The 21,003-nt window shown below is 71.3% G+C and carries 18 protein-coding genes; 10 read left to right on the top strand and 8 right to left on the bottom strand.

Annotated elements, in window-relative coordinates; translation table 11 throughout:
* Positions 1 to 1,145: 1,145 nt before the first annotated feature.
* Both JYK02_RS32215 and JYK02_RS32220 read left to right on the top strand, forming a co-directional pair.
* Positions 1,146 to 2,945 (top strand): GGDEF domain-containing response regulator, encoded by a 1,800-nt coding sequence (locus tag JYK02_RS32215; RefSeq protein ID WP_207056729.1) that lies wholly within the window; start codon positions 1,146 to 1,148, stop codon positions 2,943 to 2,945.
* 227 nt (positions 2,946 to 3,172) lie between these two features.
* On the top strand, positions 3,173 to 4,204 hold the full coding sequence (locus tag JYK02_RS32220) for an LLM class flavin-dependent oxidoreductase (RefSeq protein WP_207056858.1): 1,032 nt from the start codon (positions 3,173 to 3,175) through the stop codon (positions 4,202 to 4,204).
* Here JYK02_RS32220 and JYK02_RS32225 read toward each other — a convergent pair.
* From JYK02_RS32225 to JYK02_RS32240, 4 genes are all read right to left on the bottom strand, one after another.
* Entirely contained in the window at positions 4,155 to 4,676 is a 522-nt protein-coding gene (locus tag JYK02_RS32225; RefSeq protein WP_207056730.1) for a DUF6232 family protein, read from the bottom strand. The genes JYK02_RS32220 and JYK02_RS32225 overlap by 50 nt on opposite strands.
* A complete protein-coding gene (locus tag JYK02_RS32230; protein WP_207056731.1) occupies positions 4,669 to 5,034 on the bottom strand; it encodes a DNA-binding response regulator in 366 nt (121 codons plus the stop codon). The genes JYK02_RS32225 and JYK02_RS32230 overlap by 8 nt, the downstream gene beginning before the upstream one ends.
* A gap of 117 nt (positions 5,035 to 5,151) precedes the next feature.
* Positions 5,152 to 6,516, bottom strand: a complete 1,365-nt coding sequence (locus JYK02_RS32235) for a sigma-54-dependent transcriptional regulator (RefSeq protein WP_431603512.1) — start codon at positions 6,514 to 6,516, stop codon at positions 5,152 to 5,154.
* Positions 6,494 to 8,626: an ATP-binding protein gene (locus JYK02_RS32240; protein ID WP_207056732.1), complete on the bottom strand. Its 2,133-nt coding sequence runs from the start codon at positions 8,624 to 8,626 to the stop codon at positions 6,494 to 6,496. Before JYK02_RS32240 ends, JYK02_RS32235 begins: the two co-directional genes overlap by 23 nt.
* Positions 8,627 to 8,825: 199 nt before the next feature.
* Between JYK02_RS32240 and JYK02_RS32245 the strand changes: the two genes are divergently transcribed.
* The 7 genes from JYK02_RS32245 (at position 8,826) to JYK02_RS32275 (ending at position 16,518) form a co-directional block, all read left to right on the top strand.
* Positions 8,826 to 9,533, top strand: coding sequence for a TetR/AcrR family transcriptional regulator (locus tag JYK02_RS32245; RefSeq protein WP_207056733.1), 708 nt, complete (start codon positions 8,826 to 8,828; stop codon positions 9,531 to 9,533).
* Positions 9,530 to 10,330: a CoA-transferase gene (locus JYK02_RS32250; RefSeq protein WP_207056734.1), complete on the top strand. Its 801-nt coding sequence runs from the start codon at positions 9,530 to 9,532 to the stop codon at positions 10,328 to 10,330. Before JYK02_RS32245 ends, JYK02_RS32250 begins: the two co-directional genes overlap by 4 nt.
* Before the next feature lie 59 nt (positions 10,331 to 10,389).
* On the top strand, positions 10,390 to 11,136 hold the full coding sequence (locus JYK02_RS32255; RefSeq protein WP_207056860.1) for a CoA-transferase: 747 nt from the start codon (positions 10,390 to 10,392) through the stop codon (positions 11,134 to 11,136).
* A 44-nt stretch (positions 11,137 to 11,180) separates the two neighbouring features.
* The gene (locus JYK02_RS32260) at positions 11,181 to 12,218 is read left to right on the top strand and encodes a zinc-binding dehydrogenase (protein WP_120587968.1); all 1,038 of its coding nucleotides are present in this window, start codon (positions 11,181 to 11,183) and stop codon (positions 12,216 to 12,218) included.
* Positions 12,219 to 12,261: 43 nt separating this feature from the next.
* Positions 12,262 to 13,512, top strand: coding sequence for a hydroxymethylglutaryl-CoA synthase family protein (locus tag JYK02_RS32265; RefSeq protein ID WP_207056735.1), 1,251 nt, complete (start codon positions 12,262 to 12,264; stop codon positions 13,510 to 13,512).
* Positions 13,513 to 13,617: 105 nt separating this feature from the next.
* Positions 13,618 to 15,078, top strand: a complete 1,461-nt coding sequence (locus JYK02_RS40595; RefSeq protein WP_347402640.1) for a ferritin-like domain-containing protein — start codon at positions 13,618 to 13,620, stop codon at positions 15,076 to 15,078.
* 81 nt (positions 15,079 to 15,159) lie between these two features.
* Positions 15,160 to 16,518 carry a ferritin-like domain-containing protein gene (locus JYK02_RS32275; RefSeq protein ID WP_207056737.1) on the top strand — a complete coding sequence of 453 codons (1,359 nt, stop codon included), beginning with the start codon at positions 15,160 to 15,162 and terminating at the stop codon, positions 16,516 to 16,518.
* A gap of 4 nt (positions 16,519 to 16,522) precedes the next feature.
* Here JYK02_RS32275 and JYK02_RS32280 read toward each other — a convergent pair whose 3' ends face one another.
* The 3 genes from JYK02_RS32280 to JYK02_RS32290 are packed head-to-tail and all read right to left on the bottom strand — an operon-like array spanning position 16,523 to position 18,791.
* Positions 16,523 to 17,545, bottom strand: a complete 1,023-nt coding sequence (locus JYK02_RS32280) for an isopenicillin N synthase family dioxygenase (RefSeq protein ID WP_207056738.1) — start codon at positions 17,543 to 17,545, stop codon at positions 16,523 to 16,525.
* A 55-nt stretch (positions 17,546 to 17,600) separates the two neighbouring features.
* Positions 17,601 to 17,786, bottom strand: coding sequence for a VOC family protein (locus tag JYK02_RS32285; RefSeq protein ID WP_207056739.1), 186 nt, complete (start codon positions 17,784 to 17,786; stop codon positions 17,601 to 17,603).
* A 6-nt stretch (positions 17,787 to 17,792) separates the two neighbouring features.
* A complete protein-coding gene (locus JYK02_RS32290) occupies positions 17,793 to 18,791 on the bottom strand; it encodes a FadR/GntR family transcriptional regulator (protein WP_207056861.1) in 999 nt (332 codons plus the stop codon).
* 400 nt (positions 18,792 to 19,191) lie between these two features.
* Between JYK02_RS32290 and JYK02_RS32295 the strand changes: the two genes are divergently transcribed.
* Complete coding sequence (locus JYK02_RS32295) at positions 19,192 to 20,244, top strand: oxidoreductase (protein WP_207056740.1); 1,053 nt, start codon at positions 19,192 to 19,194, stop codon at positions 20,242 to 20,244.
* A gap of 1 nt (position 20,245) precedes the next feature.
* Here the strand turns inward: JYK02_RS32295 and JYK02_RS32300 are convergent, their stop codons facing one another.
* Positions 20,246 to 20,719, bottom strand: a complete 474-nt coding sequence (locus tag JYK02_RS32300) for a GNAT family N-acetyltransferase (protein WP_207056741.1) — start codon at positions 20,717 to 20,719, stop codon at positions 20,246 to 20,248.
* Between the last annotated feature and the right edge of the window lie 284 nt (positions 20,720 to 21,003).

Below are 21,003 nucleotides of genomic sequence, written 5' to 3' on the forward strand. Positions count from 1 at the left end.
GTCGCAGGCGCCAGTGGTTGCCCTGGCGAAGACCCCGGCTCTCCCTGCGACAGGTGCATCGAAACCCTTGAGATTTGTATCTCCAGGACCCTATGCAACGATGACGGCTGCTTCGAAGAAGACGTTGGGTGTGAAGAGGCATGCAACCCTGAGGTCAGTCTGGTGTGTGCACCCGGCCGGCCATGTGAACCCTACAAGGATGCAGGTTTTTGCAGTCCTTGCCAGAACGAGCTTTGCGGCCCGCGCCAGGAGTGCGTGGCGGGAGCCTGCAGGGCGGTGCAGTGTGGCTTTGCCACCCCCTGTCTTGAGGCGGCCGAGTTCTGCGACCCGTACGTCAAGCAGTGCTACCAGAGCAACGGAGCCTGTGGGTCCGCGAGCGATTGTCCCCAATTCGATGGGCGGGCCCTTGAGGCAGCACGACTCGATTGCATCGCAGGGTTCTGTCGTCTCCAGCCAACTCCACGGCAGCCCATCCCGGATTTGAGGGCGGAGGACGCACTGGAGGTGCTCTTCCCGCAGCCTGGGCAGACCTTCAAGGACGACGAGGCGTTCTCCATCTCATGGAATGGCCCTGCGGCAACGGCTATCGCTCTCATCCTCAAGGAAGTCCCCAGGTCCAAGAGCGAAATCAACGCAGTGGCCATCTGGGGGGCGAGCCTTCCAGCCTCGGCGAAGACGGTGTTGCGCGTGTCCGATGGTGTCAAAATCCAAGACGGGATCTGGGGTGGGCCGGCTTCCAGCCTTCCGCGCGATAGCCCCTTGTACGTCCTGGTACAACTCATCCGGGACACTTCGCTTGTCGCAGCAAGCCCGCCCATCCCCTTTACCCTCGGAGATTCATGGTTGGGACCGGGTGACGCTTGTGAGGAGACGGAGGCAGTGCTTCGTCCGTGCGAGAACCCTTCGTATGCCCAGGCATGCATCGACGAGCGGTGCCGCGTGCTGTGTGCCTCTGACCGAGACTGCCTGCCCTGGGGGCAGGCCTGCACCCTGCCCCGTGATGGCTTTCGCCATTGCAGGTAGCTCTCAGCGATTTCCGGTCTCCGAGCGGCGTGCTCACGGCCGGTGCCCGGTCCGATGTCCGATTCCTGGACAGAGGACCCAGGGACACGTTCGTGACAGGCGTGGCACCATGAGTGGACCGCATGCCTCGCTACGCGCTCATCGCTGAACCGGATCGCCACCGCGCCGCGGCCCTGCTCGCGCTCGCGCAGCAGGAGGGACTGGAGGGCACGATCGCGCGGGATGGCGCGGAGGCCCAGGAGCTGATGCGCCAGCGCGGCGCCCCCACGCTGCTGGTGACGGACCTGGCGCTGCCGAGGGTGGACGGCTTCGCGCTGCTCGCGTGGCTGCGGGGCCGCCCGGATGCGAGCGGCACGGCGGTGGTGGTGGTGACGGCGTTCGACGAGCTGCGCGTGCGCGCGTGGCAGCTCAAGGACGCGCTCGGCATCCACGCGCTGCTCAGTCGGCGCGCGGGCCCGGAGGCGATGCGGGATGGCGTGCGGCGCGCGCTCGCGGGTCAGCTCGCGGGCACCCTGCAGATGGAGTCCAACGGCGACGACGAGAAGCGCCGGCTCCAGCGCATCGAGGAGCTGGCGCTGGTGGACCCGGCGCCTCCCGACACGGAGCTGCAGGAGCTGGTCTCCGAGGTCGCGCAGGCCTTCGGCGTCCCCGTCGCCCTGCTGACGCTGGTGCTGGGCGACCGCCAGTGGTTCAAGGCGCACGTGGGGCTGCCCGCCGCGCTCGCCAGGGACCGTGGCACGCCGCGCGACTGGTCCTTCTGCCATCACGTCGTGCAGGGCCGCGAGGCCATGGTGGTGCCGGACGCCACCCGCCACCCGGTGTTCCGCGACAACCCGCTGGTGCGTGACGGCATCGTCGGCAGCTACGCGGGCGCGCCGCTCGTCACCGCCACGGGCGACGTGCTGGGCTCGCTGTGCGTCATCGACACGCGTCCGCTGATGCTGGGCCCGGAGGACCTGGCGGCGCTGCGCGAGCTGGCGAACCGCGTGGCGGAGAACCTGGAGCACACCACCGCGCACGGCCGGCCCCGCCCCGCCGCGACGCGTGTCCGCGGCACGTCGGAGCCCGTGCTCACGGAGGCGTCAGCGCTGGCGCTCGTGCGCGAGGCCGTGAGCGCCCTGGACGTGCCGGTGCTGGTGGTAGCCCCGGGCCGCAAGCCGTTCGCCGCCAACGCGGCGCTGGCGGAGCTGCTGGGGCTGCCGGAGGACCGGCTGTCGGGCATGGCCTTCGATTCGCTGTGCCAGCACGTCGCGAACCTGACCTCGGACCCCGGTGGCACGCTGCGGCAGCTGGACCTGGCGGCGGAGGGTTCGCGCGGGCTGCACCTGACGCTGTCGCTGGAGCGCCCCCGGCCGCGCGTGGTGCGCTGGGTGGCGCGGCCCTTCCTGGTGCCCGGTGGCGTCGCGCAGCTGCTGTCGCTGATGGACCTGGGCATCGGCTCCGACCTCATGGGCAAGCGCGAGCGGATGATGCGCCAGGATGCCCTCACCGGACTGGACACCCGGCGCGTGGGCGAGGAGCGGCTGGCCAAGGAGATTGGCCGTTGCCGCCGCGAAGGGCTGCCCATCAGCCTGGTGCTGGTGGACCTGGTGGAACTGGGCACCCTCAACCGCACGCGCGGCTTCGACGCGGGCGACGGGGCGCTGCGGGAGCTGGCCCGGCGCGCGGAGGCGCTCTGCCCTCTGCCGGGCTTCGCGGTGCGCTGGACGGGGGACACCCTCCTGCTCACCCTGCCCGGAGCGGACGCGGTCATCGCGGAGGCCGTGCGCCAGCAGCTCCACGACGGGCCCGGCCCGTGTGGCTGCGTGTCCGTCGCCGTGACGGTGCAGGGTGAAGAGGATCCGCACGGCACCCTGACCCGTGCCCGGGCCGCCCTGGCCCGAGTGAAGCCGGAGCGGAAGGACGCTCCCTCGCACGACTGACCCACCTCCGGGCGCCGGTCTGGACCAACTGGTCCGACTGTCGGACCAGTTCGTCGGCTCCGGCCCCCGGCCGAGCCCGGCCACAAGCCCGGCTGATGGGTGGGATGGCCCCTGCCTGGCGGTCCGGGGGGCCCCGCCGCCGAGCAGTGCGTCAATGCCGTGAAAACCCCGGGGGCCCTGGCTATCGAAGGGCTTTTCCGCCCCCCATGGCGCGAGGGTCCCCCGCGATGATCCCCTTCTCCGTCCTCGACCTGTCCCCCGTCATCTCCGGGGGCGACCCCGGCCAGGCCCTGCGCAACACCCTGGACCTGGCCCGCCACGCGGAAGGCCTGGGCTACCAGCGCTTCTGGCTGGCCGAGCACCACAACATGACGGGCATCGCCAGCGCGGCCACGTCGGTGGTCATCGGGTACGTGGCGGGGGGCACGAAGACGATCCGCGTGGGCGCGGGCGGGGTCATGCTGCCCAACCACGCGCCGCTCATCATCGCGGAGCAGTTCGGCACCCTGGAGACGCTCTACCCCGGCCGCATCGACCTGGGGCTGGGCCGCGCGCCGGGGACGGACCAGCGCACCTCCGCCGCGCTGCGCCGGGGACTGGGGGGCGCGGACAGCTTCCCGCAGGACGTGGTGGAGCTGCAGAGCTACTTCAAGGACCCCACGCCGACCCAGGCCGTGCGCGCGGTGCCGGGCGCGGGCCTGCACGTGCCCCTGTGGCTGTTGGGCTCCAGCACCTACAGCGCGCAGCTGGCCGCGGCCCTGGGCCTGCCCTTTGCCTTCGCGTCGCACTTCGCGCCCGCGCAGATGATGAGCGCGCTGCACCTGTACCGCACGCAGTTCCGCCCGTCGGACGTGCTCCAGAAGCCGTACGCGATGATTGGCGTCAACGTCTTCGCCGCGGACACGGACAAGGAGGCCCAGCGCCTCTTCACGTCGCTGCTCCAGGCCTTCCTCAACCTGCGCCGGGGCCGCCCGGGCCCGCTGCTGCCGCCGGTGGACAGCCTGGACGGTCAGCTCAACGAGATGGAGCTGGCGGAGATCGAGCACATGCTCGCGTGCACCGTCGTGGGCTCACCGGACAGCGTGCGCGAGGGGCTCCAGTCCCTCCTGGAGCAGACCGGCGTCGATGAGCTGATGGTGACCGCGCAGATCTACGACCACGCCGCGCGGCTGCGTTCCTTTGAAATCGTCGCCCAGGTGCGCGAGCAGCTCACGGCCGGGGGCACGCGGCCCGCACCGTCCCCGCAAGCCGCGCGATGAGCTGGGCGTCGTGGCTGCCGAAGACACGGCGCGCGCCGCCCGGCAGCCCGAGCACCAGGTAGTGGGTGTCCTCCACCACGAGCAGCGCGGCCATGGACGCGAAGAAGCCCAGGGCGGTGAAGACGAGCCCCGCCTCGTAGGCCCCCCGGAACGCCGTGACGCTGACGGACAGCCAGGACAGGAGCGGCAGGCCCAGCACCGCCCCCAGGCCCACCGCGAGCAGGTAGGGCCACACCTTCGGGGTGCGGCGCGCGGTCTCCACCTGGAGCACGTCGCGCAGCGCCCAGGCCTGCGCGCCCACGACGAGCCGGTCGCGGGTGACGCGGACCTGGCCGGCCTGGAAGAGGGAGGGCTCCCCCGCGTCCGGCACCGGGGCCACCAGCGGCTCCGGCGCGGCCACCGGGCGGCGCTCCACTTCACGCAGGGGGACAACGGGACGCAGCACGGTGACGACGGCCATCGGTTCACCCATGGGTGGTCTCCAAGGAGGGAAAGTGCGAGCGCAGGAGGGCGCGAAGCTCATCGAGCGGACGGCCCAGCGCGAAACATGCCCGGGCCCCCTGACACAGGGCGCGTGACACCAGGCGCTCGTCCGCGAAGGGAAGCAGCACGACGACGGGCGCGGCGGCGGCGCAGGCGCGCGCACGCGTCAGCACCGGGAGGATGGACTCCCCGCGCTCCACGTGCGCCAGCACCAGGTCCGGCCGGGCCGCGTCGCCCGCGTCCAGGAACAGGGCGATGCCCAGGTCGCCCAGCACGTCCGCCAGCAGCGACGCCAGGGACTCATCCGCACCGAGCAGCAAGGCCCGGGTTGTGCGCAGGGACGCCACGGCCCCACGTCACAGCAAGCTACATGCCGGAACCACCGCCCCCCGGGGCCGGGGAGTGATCGCCAGTGGACCGTGGCAATCCGCCAGCCCCCCGTGGCGGATTGCCATGCCGGCCGCCTACCGCTCCCGCTCGCGACGATGGATGGTGGACACATCGATGCCCAGCAGCTCCGCGGCGCGGGTCTTGTTCCCGCCGCAGTGCTGGACCATCCAGTGGATGTACTCCCCCTCCAGCTTGCGGAGGGTCCACACGCCCTCCTGCGCCTGCTCGAGCGGGGACGCGGCTTCAGGCACCGGCGCGTGGGGCCGCAGGTCCTCCAGCGTCACCGTCTCCCTGGGAGAGAGCACCACCAGCCGCTCCACCAGGTTCTCCAGCTCGCGCACGTTGCCCGGCCAGGGCATGGCGCCCAGCGCGGCCACCACCTCCGGTGACAGCGACGTCACGCGCGAGCGCGGGTTGCGCGCCCGGGAGCGGGCGGCGAAGTGCTCCACCAGCTGCGGGATGTCCTCCCGGCGCTCCTTCAGCGACGGCACCCGCAGCGTCACGACGTTGAGCCGGTAGAAGAGGTCCGCGCGGAAGCGCCCTTCCTTCACGCGCGCCTCCAGGTCCTGGTGCGTCGCCGCCACCACGCGCACGTCCACGGTGCGGCTGGCGTCCGAGCCCACCGCGCGCACCTCTCCGTCCTCCAGCACGCGCAAGAGCCGCGCCTGGAGCTCCGTGGGCATGTCGCCAATCTCGTCCAGGAACAGCGTGCCGCCGTGGGCCTCCACGAACAGGCCGCGCCTGACGGCGGTCGCCCCGGTGAAGGCGCCCTTCACGTGGCCGAACAGCTCGCTCTCCAGGAGCGGCCCCGGCAGCGCGGTGCAGTTCACTGCCACGAAGGGCCCGGGCGCTCGCGGCCCCTCGAAGTGGAGCGCGCGGGCCACCAGCTCCTTGCCGCTGCCACTCTCGCCGCGCAGCAGCACCGGGGCCGCCGCGTGGGCCACCCGGTCGATGAGCTCGTACAGCCCGCGCATGGGGGCGCTGCGGCCCACCAGCGCGCCCAGCCCCGAGCGCTCCTGCGACGCCTGCTTCAGCGCCCGGTGCTCCGCGCGCAGCCGGCGGTCCTCCAGCGCTCGGCCCAGGTAGAGGCGCACCTCGTCCAGGCGGAAGGGCTTGGTGAAGTAGTGGTAGGCGCCCCGGCGCATCGCCTCCACCGCGCTCTCCACGCCGCCGAAGGCCGTCATCAGGAGCACGGGCAGCTCCGGATCCACCGCGTGCGCGGCGGCCAGCACGTCCAGGCCGTCCACCTTCTCCATGCGCAGGTCCGTCAGCACCGCGTCGTACACGCGCGAGCGGATGAGGCCGAGCGCCTCCTGGCCGCCCGTGGCCAGGTCCACCGTCCAGCCCGCGTCGGCCAGGGGCTCCTGGAGCATGCGCCCCATCTCCACATGGTCGTCCACCACGAGGATGCGGGCGTCAGACGGCAAGTCGCTCGGCATGGCGTTCCTCTGGGACGGCGCGGGCCACCGGCCACAGCACGGTGACGCGGGTGCCCTGTCCCGGCGTGCTCTCCAGCTCCACCCGGCCGCCGTGGTTGCGCACGACGTGGGCCACCATCGTCAGCCCCAGCCCCGTGCCCTGGCCGCGCTTCTTCGTCGTGAAGAACGGATCGAACACCTGGTTGAGGCGCTCCTTCGGAATCCCGCACCCGTCGTCGCGCACGGTGAGCGCGACCAGGCCCCAGGTCCCCTCCTCCGGCCCCGCGAGCGCGGAAGCCGAGACCTCCACCTTCCCGCCCTCACTGCACGCGTCGCACGCGTTGAGCGTGAGGTTGATCAGCACCTGCTGGAGCTGATCCGCGTCCGCCGCCAGCGCGGGCACCGACTCCGGCACGTCCACGCTCAGGCTCACCCGCCGCCGCTCCGCCTCCACCTGCAGCAGCTCATGCACGCTCTTCACGAGCGGTCCCAGCGACACCGGCCGCACCATCGCCGGCTGCAGGCGTGAGAAGTCCAGCAACTGGCGCAGCGTGCGGCTCACCCGGTCGATCTGCTCGACGATGACTCCCAGCCCCGGCCCCTGCGGGTGTGAGGGGCCCAGCTTCCCCTGCACGTACTCCGCACGGCCGCGCACCACGCCCAGCGGCGTGCCGATCTCATGCGCGATGCCCGCCGCGAGCACGCCCACCGTGGCCAGCTTCTCCGCGCGGAGCAGCTGCGTCTCCAGCGCGCGCACGTCGCTCAGGTCCTCCACCACCAGCAGCGCGCGCGCCTCCTCCCTCGGGTCCTCCGCCGTGAGCGGCACCGCGTGCAGGTTGTACGTGCCCTCCTCGCCAAAGAGCGCCAGCGGTTCACCCAGCAGGCTCAGCGGCCGGTCCTCCTGTCGCGCGGACGCCACCAGCGCCGACAGCCGCTCCACCACCGGCGCCGGCGCCCCGGGGAACGCGGCCGTCAGCGGCGCTCCCGTCACGTTGCCGGGCACGCGCGAGCGCAGCGCCTGGTTGACCGCGCTGATCCGCCCGTCCGCCGTGAGCGCGAGGACGCCCGTGGGGATGTGGTCCAGAATCTTTCGCGTCCGGTCATGCAGCGCGGCGAGCTGGGCCGCGTGCCGGCGGCTCTCCCGCAGCGCCACCGCGCGACGCCGCGCCAGCACCACGTACACCGCGAAGGCCACCAGGAAGAACGCCACCAGCGCGCCCGCGCCCAACAGCCGCACCACCAGCGACTGCTCGTGCGAACGCAGCGCCGCGGTGGACACCAGCGTCGCGACCGCCCAGTGGCTGCCGCCGCGCATGCGGATGGGCGTGTAGACGGCCACCACCTCCGCGCGCCCCAGCCCCAGCCGCTCCGCCTCCTGTTCGGACAGGGGCAGCATGCCGCGAGCGCCGGCCTTCAGCCGCGTCACGAGGAACGCGAAGCCCGGCACGCCGGAGTCCTTCTGGCTCGCGCGACGGAACCACTCCGCCAGGCCCGGGTCGCTCGCGGGCGTGGGCTGGCCGTGCGTGCCCACGAGCAAGAGCCGCGCCTCCAGGTCCGACGTGACGATGCGCAGCGGCGCGAAGAAGGACTCCGTGTCCACCAGCACCGCCACCGCGCCCTCGGGCTTTCCGTCCGTCGCGGGCAGCGCCGTGGCCAGGATGCGCAGCCAGCCGCCGTTGGCCGCGTCCAGGATGGGGGACGTGGTGAGGTCCCCCGGCGGACGCTGCAACGCCCGGCGCGCCGTGCCCGCCATCTCCGCCACCAGCTCCTCGCGCGACAGCTGCGGGTCCGGCTTGCGGTCCAGGAGCAACAGCCGCTCCACGCCCTCGCCGTCATACGCCGCGATGGCCTTGTACTGGCCCACCGCCTCCAGGAGCGCGCGCAGCTCCCGCCGGTGCTCCGGCAGGCTCCCCGGCTGGGACATCAGCTCCCCGGCGAAGCGCAGGTTCCGGCCCACCTCCTCCAGCGAGTCCGTGACGCCGCCCACCGCCTCGTCCAGCTGCTTCTGCCGGTCCCCCGCGAACTGCTCCACCAGGGCCGTGCGGCTGCGCTTCACCAGCGTCCAGACCCCCACCCCCACGCTCGCCAGCGCGGCGCACAGGAGGAGGATGGGCAGGAGCGTGGACCGCATGGGTGACCCGCAACCTAACCCGTTGGGTGGGCCCAAGTCCTTGTTTCCAAAAGCTTTTGTCCCACCTGCACCCCAGCGCTTGCCCATTGACGGCCTGCGTCGGGCAGTGCTACCTACCGGTCGGTAGGTGAAGTGACCTACCGGTCGGTAGGTGGTTTCAGCCCGGCAGGAGCAGGCAGGCCGGCGAGGGAAGGCACGCATGACACCCACGGGGCGCAAACCGGACGAGGGCGAGCGGTACCGGACCATCCTGGAGACGGCGGCGCGGCTCATCTGCGAGCGCGGCTACGAGGGCACGTCGATGCAGGAGATCGCCGCCGCGTGCCGGATGACGAAGGCGGGGCTCTACCACCACATCCAGAACAAGGAGCAGCTGCTCTTCGCCATCATGAACTACGGCATGGACGTGTTCGAGGAGCAGGTCCTCGCGCCCGTTCAGGACGTCGCGGATCCGGTGGAGCGGCTGCGCCAGTGCATGCGGCACAACATCCACCTGGTGACGAGCGGCCGCAGCAAGGAGGTCATCATCATCCTCCACGAGCACGCCACGCTCACCGGCGAGGCGCGCGAGTACATCGACCGGCGCAAGAAGCGCTACGTGCGCTTCCTGGAGGACGCGTTCGCGGAGGCCAACCGCCTGGGCCGCCTGCGCGGCGTGGTGGACCCCACCGTCGCGGCCTTCTCGTTCCTGGGGATGATCCTCTGGGTCTACAAGTGGTTCAAGCCGGACGGGCGCCTCTCCGAGGAGCAGATCGCCGACGGCATGGTGGAGCTGCTCTTCCCGGGCGCCGGGCTGGGCGCGGTGGCCCCGGCCCCCGCGACGGATGACCAGGACGCGCCCGCGCTCCGCGTGGTGCCGCGCGCCGCTTACGGTTCCGCCTCCGGCTCTGGGGAGGAGCCCCAGTGAACCGCGCCCGGTGGAGTGCGTTGTCGGAGGCGGTGGCCTCTATTCCTGACGGCGCGTCGCTCGCGGCCGGCGGGTTCATGCTGGGCCGCGCGCCCATGGCCCTGGTGCTGGAGCTGGTGGCGCAGGAGAAGCGCGGCCTGCAGCTCATCTCCCTGCCCAACCCGCTGCCGGCGGAGTTCCTGGTGGCGGGCGGGTGCCTCCAGCGCGTGGAGCTGCCCTTCGGCGCGCTGGTGCTGGAGAACCGCGTGCGTCCCCTGCCCTGCCTCAAGCGGGCCATCGAGGCGGGCGAGCTTGAATGGCGCGAGCACGACGGCTACCGCGTGGTGCAGCGGCTGCGCGCGGCGTCCATGGGGCTGCCCTTCATCCCCGCGCCGGACGCGGACGTCTCCGAGCTGGCCGAGGTGGACGCGCCGCGCACGGTGGAGGATCCGTTCACCGGCCGCCGCGTGCCGGTGGAGCCCGCCTACTACCCGGACGTGGCGCTCATCCACGCTCGGGCGGCGGACGACAAGGGCAACCTCTTCATCGAGGACCCCACCACGGACCTGCTCGTCGCGGGCGCGGCGAAGCGCATCATCGCCACGGTGGAGGAGCGCGTGCCGAAGCTTGCGCGCGTGACCATCCCGGCCTTCCAGGTGGAGCGCGTGGTGCTCGCCCCCGGCGGCGCGCTGCCCACGGGGTGCCTGGGCCAGTACCCGCATGACGACGCGATGCTGGCGGCCTACCTGGCCGCGGCGGAAGCAGGCGACGCGAAGGGCTTCCTCATGTCGCTGCGCGCGACGCGGAGCGCGGCATGACGGCGGCCAGGGTGGACGCGAGGACGGTGGTGTCGCTGCTGGCGGAAGAGGAGCGCGGCATGACGGCGATGACGGTGGATGCGACGCCCGCGGAGACGGTGGTGTCGCTGCTGGCGCGGGAGATTGAAGATGGCTCGGTGGTGGCCACGGGCGTGGCGTCGCCGCTGGTCATCCTGGCCATCGCGGTGGCTCGGGCCACGCATGCGCCGGGGCTGACGTACCTGGCATGCGTGGGCTCGTTGGACCCCGCGCTGCCGGAGCTGTACCCGTCGTCGGAGGACCTGCGCTACCTGGACGGCCGGTCCGCGGAGGTGAGCATCGCGGACCTCTTCGACCACGCGCGGCGAGGCCGGGTGGACACGGTGTTCTTCGGCGCGGCGGAGGTGGACCCGGCGGGCCGCACGAACATGACGGCGTCCGGCAGCCTGGAGAAGCCCCGGACCAAGTTCCCCGGCGTCGCGGGCGCGGCCACGCTGCGCCAGTGGGTGAAGAACCCCGTGCTGCTGGTGCCCCGGCAGTCGCGCCGCAACCTCGTCCCGCAGGTGCAGGTGGCGACGACGCGCGACCCCAGCCGTCCGGTGCGGCTCATCTCCGACCTGGGCACGTTCGAGCTGGGCGGGCCCCGGGGCGCGCGGCTGCTGTCGCGTCATCCGTGGGCCACGGTGGACGGCATCGCCGAGCGCACCGGCTTCGAGTTCGCGGTGCCGGACGCCCTGCCCGTCACCTCGCTTCCGGACGCGCGCACGGTGTCGGCCATCCGCGCGCTGGACCCCCGCAACCTGCGCGACGCGCTCGTCGGCGGCTGAAGCCCTTCTCATCCCTTTTTCGCAGCACGGAAATGAGGCACCGCATGGAAGCTGTCGTTCTTCGCCAGTTCGGGAGTGCAGAGAACCTGCGTCTGGAGACCGTGCCGGTTCCCCGGCCGGGCAAGGGCGAGGTGCTGCTGAAGGTCCACGCGTGCGGCGTCTGCTACCACGACGTCATCAACCGCCGCGGCAACCTGCCCCGCACGCACGTGCCCGCCATCCTGGGCCACGAGGCCGCGGGCGAGGTGGTGGAAGTGGGCCCGGACACGGTGGGCTGGAAGGTGGGCGACCGCGCCGCCACGCTGCAGCGCATGTCCTGCGGCGAGTGCGCGCTGTGCCTCTCCGGCCGCAACAGCCTGTGCAAGACGGACAACCGCTTCTTCGGCGAGGAGCTCCAGGGCGGCTACGCGCAGTTCATGGTGGCCCCGGTGCGCGGCCTGGGCCGCGTGCCCTCCGACCTGCCCTGGGCGGTGGCCGCCACGGTGTGCTGCACGCTGGGCACCGCCGTGCACACGCTGCGCACGCGGGCGAAGGTGAAGGCCGGGGAGACGGTGCTGATCACCGGCGCCAGCGGCGGCGTGGGCCTGGCGGCGGTGCAGCTGGCCAAGGTGGACGGGGCGCGCGTCATCGCCATCACCTCCGGCGAGGCGAAGGTGGCGGCGCTGAAGGAGGCGGGCGCGGACGAGGTGATTGTCTCGCGCGGCCTGGACTTCGGCTCGGAGGCGCGCAAGCGCACACAGGGCCAGGGCGTGGACGTAGCGGTGGAGATTGTCGGCAGCGCCACCTTCGACCAGACGCTCAAGGCCATGGCGCCCGGTGGCCGCGTGGTGGTGGTGGGCAACCTGGAGTCGGGGGTGGTGAACCTCAACCCGGGCCTGGTCATCGTGAAGGAGCTGGAGATTCTTGGCGCGTACGCGACGACGCGCGAGGAGCTGGACGAGTCGCTGCGGCTGACGGCCAAGGGCCTCATCCGCCCCTTCGTGTCGGAAGAGGTGGCGCTGGCGGACGCGGGCCGCGCGCACTTCCGGCTGGAGAACCGGGAGGTTGCGGGCCGGCTGGTGCTGGTGCCGCCGGCGGCGTGAGGCCTTCTGGATTCGCGACCATTTTTGACTTGAGGAGCTCCCCATGAAGAAGCGGGTTGGAATCGAAGCGCTGGCGGTGGCGGTCCCCCGGCGGTACATCGACATCGAGGACCTGGCGCGGGCGCGCGGCGTGGACCCGGCGAAGTTCACCGCGGGCCTGGGCGCGAAGGAGATGGCGGTCAACGACCCGGGTGAGGACTCGGTGTCGCTGGCGGCCACGGCGGCCGCGCGGCTCATCCAGCAGCAGGGCGTGGACACGTCGAAGCTGGGCATGCTGGTGGTGGGCACCGAGACGGGCGTGGACCACTCGAAGCCCATCGCGTCGCATGTGCACGGCCTGCTGAAGCTGCCGCGCGCCATGCGCACGTTCGACTCTCAGCACGCGTGCTACGGCGGCACGGCGGGCCTGATGGCGGCGGCGGAGTGGATCGCGTCTGGCGCCGGTGCGGGCCGCTCCGCGCTGGTGGTGTGCACGGACATCGCGCGCTACGGCCTGAAGACGGCGGGCGAGCCCACCCAGGGTGGCGGCGCGGTGGCGCTGCTGGTGTCGGAGACGCCGGACCTCCTGGCGCTGGACGTGGGGCTCAACGGCGTGAGCACCGCGGACGTGTACGACTTCTGGCGGCCGGTGGGCCGGCGGGAAGCGCTGGTGGACGGGCACTACTCCATCAGCTGCTACCTGGACGCCATGGCGGGCGCGTACCGGGGCTGGCGCGAGCGCGCCATGGAGCAGGGGCTGGTGCGGTGGGACTCGAAGCTGCCCAGCGAGCAGCTCGCGCGCATCCTCTACCACGTGCCCTTCTGCAAGATGGCGCGCAAGGCGCACGCGCAGGTGCGGCTGTGCGACCTGGAGGACTCGGGCAGCGGGCCGGCCACGCCGGAAGCGCGCGACGAGGCGGCGAAGTCGCAGGCCAGCTACGACGCGCAGGTGGCGAAGTCGCTGGGGCTGAACGCGCGCGTGGGCAACGTCTACACGGCGTCGCTGTACCTGGCGCTCGCGGGCCAACTGCACGCGGAGGGCGCGGCGCTGGCGGGCCAGCGCATTGGACTGCTGTCCTACGGCAGCGGTTCCTGCGCGGAGTTCTTCTCCGGCATCGTGGGTGAGAAGGCGGCGGAGCGCATGGCCCGCGCGGACCTGGACACGGTGCTGGCGAAGCGCGAGCGCGTGTCGGTGGAGGAGTACGAGCGGCTGATGAACCTGCCCTACGACGCGCCGGAGGCCATCGCCCCGGAGCCCGGCACGTTCCGGCTGGCGGAGATCCACGAGTTCCGCCGCAAGTACGCGGGGGCGTAAAGCCTCACGGATTCCACTGAAGGCCCACGGGCGATGCGCGTTTCTGCGTGCATCGCCCGTCTGCCTTGTCTGATAGGGTTCACGTCAAGGGAGTCTCCTTTGAGCGTGGAGCGATTGCGGCACCTGTTCGCGAAGGCATTGAAGGCCTCACTGGCCACGCCGCTTGTGATTGCCGGATGCCACGGTGAACGGCACGTGAAGCCGGACGTGCCCCCTGGACTCCTGGCGACGAACTACCGCCGGATCCGGTGCGAGGAGGCTCCTACCCGAGAAGGATATTCCTACGTCGACGGCGTCCCCGAAATCGACAGGGCCTGGATGGTGCCCGCGCCGGACTTCGTCGAATGGAGGCGGTACTCGTACCGCTGGGGGTTCGTCTTCAACCGCGCGCAACGCCGGCCGCTCAACGGACGCTGGCGAGTCCAGACGGAGTGGAAGCGGTTTCCGGGCTTCCTGCCCATCTTCTCCACGGGGGAAGCCTGTGAGACGGCTCTCGACAAGGAGGCCTGCCTCAAGGCGCTCCAGGCGCAGGACGGAGGCGAGGAAGGCATTCAAGGTGTTTGTGCTGGTTTTCCCATGGGCATTTGCACTGCCTATTACGTGGTGACCACGCGCGGCGACGAGGTGCGGACCTACAACACGATGGATTCCCTCAGACAGGTACTGGGCACCATCGACCGGGCACAGGAGGCCGCCCTCCTGGCATTCGCGGCGGGCCACGACGTCTGCTCACCCACCGAGTTCCCCCCAGCAGTCGGCGTCAACCCCGACGAGGGCTTCACGGTCCTGGTGCAGAACGGCCATGCCTGTGGTGAGGGCACCTGGACGGCTCGGGTTCCGGTGCGGGTCTCCTCGTCTGGCGAGGTCGTCGAATACGAACCCATCATCGTCAAGTACGGCGACAGCGGCTGCTACCCCGGCAGAAGGCCCGTGGGGCTCCAGGAGGTGGTGGCCCAGGGCTCCTGCGAGGACGCCCTCGGCGCCTGGTTCGCGCGAGCCGCCCGGCTGGAGTCCGCCTCCATCCACGCCTTCCTCCGGCTGCGCGAGGAGCTGGCCCTGCACGGTGCGGGTCAGGCCTTGCAGGACGCGGCGCTCGCCAGCGCGGCGGATGAGGTCCGGCACGCGGAGGTCACCACCCGGCTCGCGCGTCGCTTCGGGGCCGAACCTCCCCTGCCCTCCGTGGCCGACGTGCCGCCTCGGGCCTTGCTCGAGGTGCTGCTCGACAACGCCGTGGAGGGTTGCGTGCGCGAAACGTACAGCGCGCTGCTGGCCCACCATCAAGCGCTGCACGCGGAGGACCCGGAGATCCGCGAGGCCATGGTCCGCATCGCGGACGACGAGACCCGGCACGCGGGCCTGTCGTGGGACATCGACACGTGGGCCGCACCGAAGCTGTCCCCAGCCGAGCGCGACACGCTCCGCGATGCCCGGCGGCAGGCGCTGGCCGAGCTGTGCGCGGAGGTGGCGGTGCCACTGGACGCGCGCCTGACAGCGGACGCGGGGCTGCCTTCACCGGCGGTGGGGCTGGCGCTGCTGGACTCACTGGAGCAGGAACTCTGGGCCTGACGAGGTCCATGTCCCAGGTTGCCCGGGCCGCGTGTCCAAGTGGGGCGGGCTTGGGGCTCGCGCCTTGCCTCCGAGGGATTCATGAACGCCGACCGGCTGCGATTTCTCTTCTCCCGCGCCCTGCGCACCTCCCTGGCCACGCCGCTGCTCCTCGCGGGATGCGGAACGGAGCCCGTCGTACAGCCCCCACCGACGAAGCCGGAGCCTGTCGACCTGAGCCAGCACTCGGACGTCGCGTGTGCGAACGGCCTCCCCGTCATCACCGGGCTGACCATCGAGCCTGCTCCGGATGCGATCCAGCTCCGCGATGTCGACCGGATTCCCCCTTATGACGACCACCTCCGGACGTCGGAAGGAGAAGCCTGCGCGACGGCTTCGGATCCGCGGGCGTGCCTGGACCGAGTGGAAGCGTTGGGTGTCACTCGAGGCTTCCCGCGAATCTGTGGCCTCAGCATGGAGTGCTCGGAGGGCTTCCTCGTCACGACCCGCGGGGATGAGGTGACGGCGTACACGCCCCCGGAGTCCGTCCGGGCCCTGCTGGGCAGCATCGACACCCCCGAGGAGGCCGCGCTCCTGGCCTACGCCTCGGGCTATGCCCTGTGCGGATACCCCGCCTATGAGCGCGGCAAGGTGCGGGCCCTTCCGGACGGGAGCTTCAGCGTGGTCAGCATCCAGGACTACGACTGCGAAACGAACGTGTACGAGACCCGCCACGACCTGAAGGTCACGCCGTCCGGCGTCGTGACGGAGGAAGGCACCTTCCCCCTCAAGGAAGGCAAGCCCGACTGCGTCGTCGGCCGGAGGCCCGTCGGACTCCAGGGCGCCCCGGACGGCGGCTGCGAGGACGCGCGGGGCGACTACTTCGCGAAGGCCGCCCGGCTGGAGGCCGCCGCCATCCACGCGTTCCTGCGCCTGCATGACGAACTGGCCCTGCACGGTGCCACCCGTGAGTTGCAGGCCGCGGCGCTGGCCAGCGCACGGGACGAGGTACGCCACACCGGCGCCACCGCCCGCCTCGCCCTCCGCTTCGGCGCCACGCCCGTGCCTCCCGCCGTCACCAGCCTGCCATTGCGTCCGCTGGACGAGGTGCTGCTCGACAACACCGTGGAGGGCTGCGTGCGGGAGACCTATGGCGCGCTGGTGGCGCACCATCAGGCCCTGCACGCGAAGGACCCGGAGATTCGCGAAGCCATGGCGCGCATCGCGGACGACGAGACCCGGCACGCGGGCCTGTCCTGGGACATCGACGCGTGGGCCCGGCCCGCCCTCTCCGCCGAGCAACAGGCTTCACTAAACGAGGCCCGGCGTCAGGCCATCGCGGTGCTGCGCGAGGAGGTGGCCGTGCCGCTGGACGCGCACCTGAGCGCCGAAGCGGGCCTGCCCTCTCCCGCGGAGGGACTCGCGCTGCTCGACACGCTGGAGCAGTCGCTCTGGACTTGAGGCGCTACTGCACTTCCGCGCGCAGGTCGGGGAACACCTTCCCCACCTTCCCGAGCAGGTAGTCCCCATACGTGCCCCGGAAGGCGTGCACGCTCTGCCGGTCCCAGCGCTCCGCGTGGTCATCCGCGCCGGCGTCCTTCAACGCGGGCGAGTCGATGGCGCGCACCTCCGCCGTCCAGTCCGGATCAAAGAAGAACGGCAGCGACAGCCTGTCGCGGCCCGCGCGGTTGAGCACGCGGTGCGGAGTGGAGCGGTACACGCCGCGCGTCATCCGGTCGAGCATGTCGCCGATGTTGCACACGAACGCATTCTCCACCGGCGGCGCGTCCACCCAGCGCGTGTGTCCGTCCTGGCGAGTCTTCACCTGGAGCCCGCCCGCGTCGTCCTGCTTGAGGATGGTGAGCACACCGTAGTCGGTGTGCTCGCCCACGCCCCACACCGGCAGCCCCTCCGCGTCCACCTCCGGGCCTGGCGGGTAGTTGAAGATGCGGAACAGCACCGTCGGATCGGCCATGTACCGGGTGGCGAAGTAGTCCGCCTCCAGGTCCAGGCTGAGCGCGATGCCGGACATCAACGAGTGCCCCAGCGACGTCAGCGCCGCCATGTACTCCAGCACCGCGCCGCCCAGTCCCTCCGGCTCCCGTGGGAACAGGTTCGGACCATGCAGCGGAGTGCCGGCGCGCACGCGAGGGTCGTCCGGCGGCAACTCCGTGCCGAAGTACAGCCCCTCCTTGCGGTCCGGCCGGCCCGACGTGAGCTCCCCACCCACCGGGAAGAACCCCCGCCAGGCCCTGCCGCCAAGCGCCATGCGCACCCGCTGCTTCTCCGCCTCTGGCCGCGCGAAGAAGTCCCGAGCCAGCGTCTCCAGCCGGGACTGGAGCCCCACGTCCACCCCATGGCCCACGACGTAGAAGAAGCCGGTGTGGCGGCATGCCGTGCCCAGGCGGGCGGCGGCCTCCCTTCGGGCCTGTGGACTCGATGAGGCGTCGACGAGAGCTCGGACGTCGATGATGGGCACGGTATCCATGACGGACTCCAGGAGCGACTGCCCCAGGTGGGCGAGGTCGCGTGCGACGACCGCTTCAGCGGAGCTGCTCGGCCAGCGCGACGATGATGCCCTCAGGGTCGCGGACGGAACAGAGCCGATATCGGTTCTCGTTCCGGACCAGCCCACCAACGAGTTCAGCGCCATGGGCACGCAGGCAGGCAACGACGCCCTCGATGTCGTCGGCAGCGAACACGATGTGTCGGATGCCCAGCGTGTCCACCAGCGCTCAACTCGGCCGTGGCCATCCGGGGTCCGCATCATCGCAGTGTTGGCGAGGTGCCAGGACGTCCCGGTCACTCCCCCCCGGACACTGAGGAACCCCGGGGCGCTGAGGGCCAGGAGGCAGCCCGCCCTCATCAGGCTTCGCCTGTGGAACCAGCAGCGCCCCGCTGCCGGGTTCCATGATGCGGGCCGGCTCAGGGGGACGCGCATCGGGCGCATCGACCCGCGCAGGAGCTGACACGGGGCCGTCGGGCAGGCACTCCTGGGCGAGGGGGTCGTCTGGGGCCTCATGCTTCTGGGGAGCAGGGGCGAACTGGTCAAGCACCCGCTCATCGCACGCCTTCAGCATCACCGGCAGTTGGTGCTGAAGCGCCTGCATGTCACGCTCGTTCAGGGCATGCATCGCGCACCTGGCCCATTGGCTCAGGGCTTCGCCGCCCATGAAGGGCAGCAGCCGCGCCGCAATGCCTCTAAATGCCCGTTGCAGCGATTGGATGAGGAGCAAATGCCCGGGACGCGCAGCCGTCTGGGCCGCCAGTCGCAGCAACTCGAATTCCAACTGGGCACAGCGCTCTCCGGGGTACCAGCGCGCCGCGTCCGAGAGCGCGTAACAGACGGACTCCAACTGGCCCACCTGTGACTCGGCGGCGCTCGCGCAGCAGTCGGCCAGGAGCTCCACCAGCACCTGCCGCTTGAGGCTGAAGAAGCCTTCCAAGAGCCGCCGGCACTCCTCGGAGCGCGGGTTATGCAGCGCCAGGCCCAGGTTCTCCAGCGTCAGGGACTCGTCCAGCGCCACCGCACGCGCCTGGCGCCCGGAGCGCTGCACCACCAGGCCCCGCGCCGCCAGCCGCCGCAAGGCCTCGCGCACCGTGCCCCGGCTCACCCCATACCAGCCAGCCATCACCCGCTCAGAAGCCAACCGCCCGTTCCTCGGCAGCCTCCTCAGTGCGATGTCCCGCTCGATCTGCTCCTCCACGTACGCCACGAGACCTACCCGCACCATCACCGTCCCCCTCCTCGCCCATGCTTCGCCCATCCAACCAGAGGGGTCTGACATGGACGCGTGGGCAATCCATCCCCCATCCCTGGCAGGGCCAGGCGGTCTCGGGTGGCGGGCGATGCGAACTGGTCCGACTGTTGGACCAGTTGGTGGACCTCGCTCCCGGCAGGGGGGCCTCGGCACATGAGCCCGCCCTGGCTTCCGCTCAAGCCCATCCGCTCGGCCCACCGCTGCGCTTCACGTGACGCGTTTTCGAGGCGTGCATCTTCGAGCCGCGCTTCGGATCGCGGGATGGATTGACCGACCGCTGTCGGCCTGTCGGTCGCGCGGATGTCGGGAAGGCGGCAGGGGCAGGCCCTCGCGGATGTCCGCACCGGGGCCACTTCCCGCTACCCTCCGGTCCATGACCTCCGCTCGTGTCCCTGGCTCCCCGCTGCGGGTGGGCCTCCTCGGCTATGGCCTGTCCGGCTCGCGCTTCCATGGGCCCCTCATCGCCGCGGAGCCCGCGTTCACCCTGGCCGCCGTGGCTTCGAGCCGCGCGGAGGCCGTGGCTCGCGACTGGCCGGGCGTTCGCACCGGCACTGTGGAGTCGCTGCTGGCGGATCCGGACCTGGATGTGCTTGTCGTGTGCACACCCAATGAGCTGCATGCGCCGCTCGCGGAGCGGGCGCTGCGCGCGGGCAAGCACGTGGTGGTGGAGAAGCCCTTCGCGCTGGACGCGGACGAAGCGCTTCGGCTGGACGCGCTCGCGAAGGAGCGGGGCCTGTGCCTCACCGTGTTCCACAACCGGCGCTGGGATGGCGACTTCCTCACCGTGCGCCAGTTGCTGGAGCAGGGGCGGCTGGGAACGCTCTACAGCCTGGAGAGCCACTTCGACCGCTTCCGACCCCAGGTGAAGGCGCGCTGGAAGGAACAGGACGTTCCCGGAGGCGGCACGCTGTGGGACCTGGGCTCGCATCTCATTGATCAGGCCGTGCAGCTCTTCGGCCTTCCAGAGTCCGTGGCCGCCGACCTGGGCCAGCAGCGTCCGGGCGCACAGGGTACGGACTGGTTCCACCTGGTGCTTCGCTACGGCACGCTGCGCGTGGTGCTGCACTCGGGCTCCGTGGTGCATGACCCGTGGCCCCGCTTCGTGTTGCAGGGAGACCGGGATGCGTACGTGAAGTCCGCGCTGGATCCGCAGGAGGGCCAGCTCGAAGCGGGCCTGCGTCCCGGCCACCCGGACTTCGGCCGCGAGCCCTCGGAGCGCCATGGCCGGTTGCTGTCCTCGGGGGAAACCGTCGCCACCGTGCCCGGTGACTACGGTCAGTTCTACCGGCAGCTCGGCGCCGCCATCATTCACGGCGCTCCGGTGCCCGTGACGGCCCTGAGCGCGAGCGACACCGTGCGCGTCATCCAGGCCGCGCTCCAGAGTGACCGGGAGGGCCGCCGCATCGCTCTGCCCCCTCGGGGTTGAGTCAGAGCACCTTCTCCAGCACCAGGAACGTGGGCGACGTGTAGCCCGCGTGCGTGCCGTGCGAATGGAAGACGTAGCCCTGTCGCGCGTACCACGCATGGTGCGACGTGAGCGCGAGCCGGACCGAGAGGCGCACTCGCGTCTGGCCCAGCTCTCGCGCGCGGGACTCCACCGCCTGCATGAGGCGCAGCGACACGCCCCGGCCCCGGTGGGACGGCAGCACCGCGAGCCGATCCAGATAGAGATGGTCCGACTTCGGGTGGAAGAACACGCAGCCGAAGAGGCTGCCGTCCAATTCCGCGACGAAGGCGCCGCCGTCCGAAAGCTCGCGCCTCACCACGGCCTCCGTCTTGTCGTGCGCGCTGGAGGGCGGATCCAGGCGGCCCCGGTATTCCTCGAAGGCGTCGCGCAACACCTGCGTGAGCCGCGCGGCATCGGTCGGCACGGCTTCGCGGATCAGGGAGGACTCAGGCATTCCCGAAGTCTAGTGGAAACATCCGGCGCGAGCGTTTCCACCACCACGGTGAAACACCGCTGAGAGACGTCACAAGACACCGGGCGTGGAGCGGAATTCCCGGAGTGTTCACATCGTTCGCGAGTGCGCGTGCCCGAGCGGGCTGACAACCAGGCCCCTGTGAGCAAATCGCTGCGGCCGTGTCGGAGGGACTGTCTACTATCCCGCGCGCTCACGAGTCCGGGAAGCCGTCACACCGCCTTCCCGTGCGTTCGCGAGGCCCCCCTCCAAGGAGTCGCAGGTCC

The sequence above is a fragment of the Corallococcus macrosporus genome (genome assembly GCF_017302985.1).
Taxonomy (GTDB): Bacteria; Myxococcota; Myxococcia; order Myxococcales; family Myxococcaceae; genus Corallococcus; species Corallococcus macrosporus_A.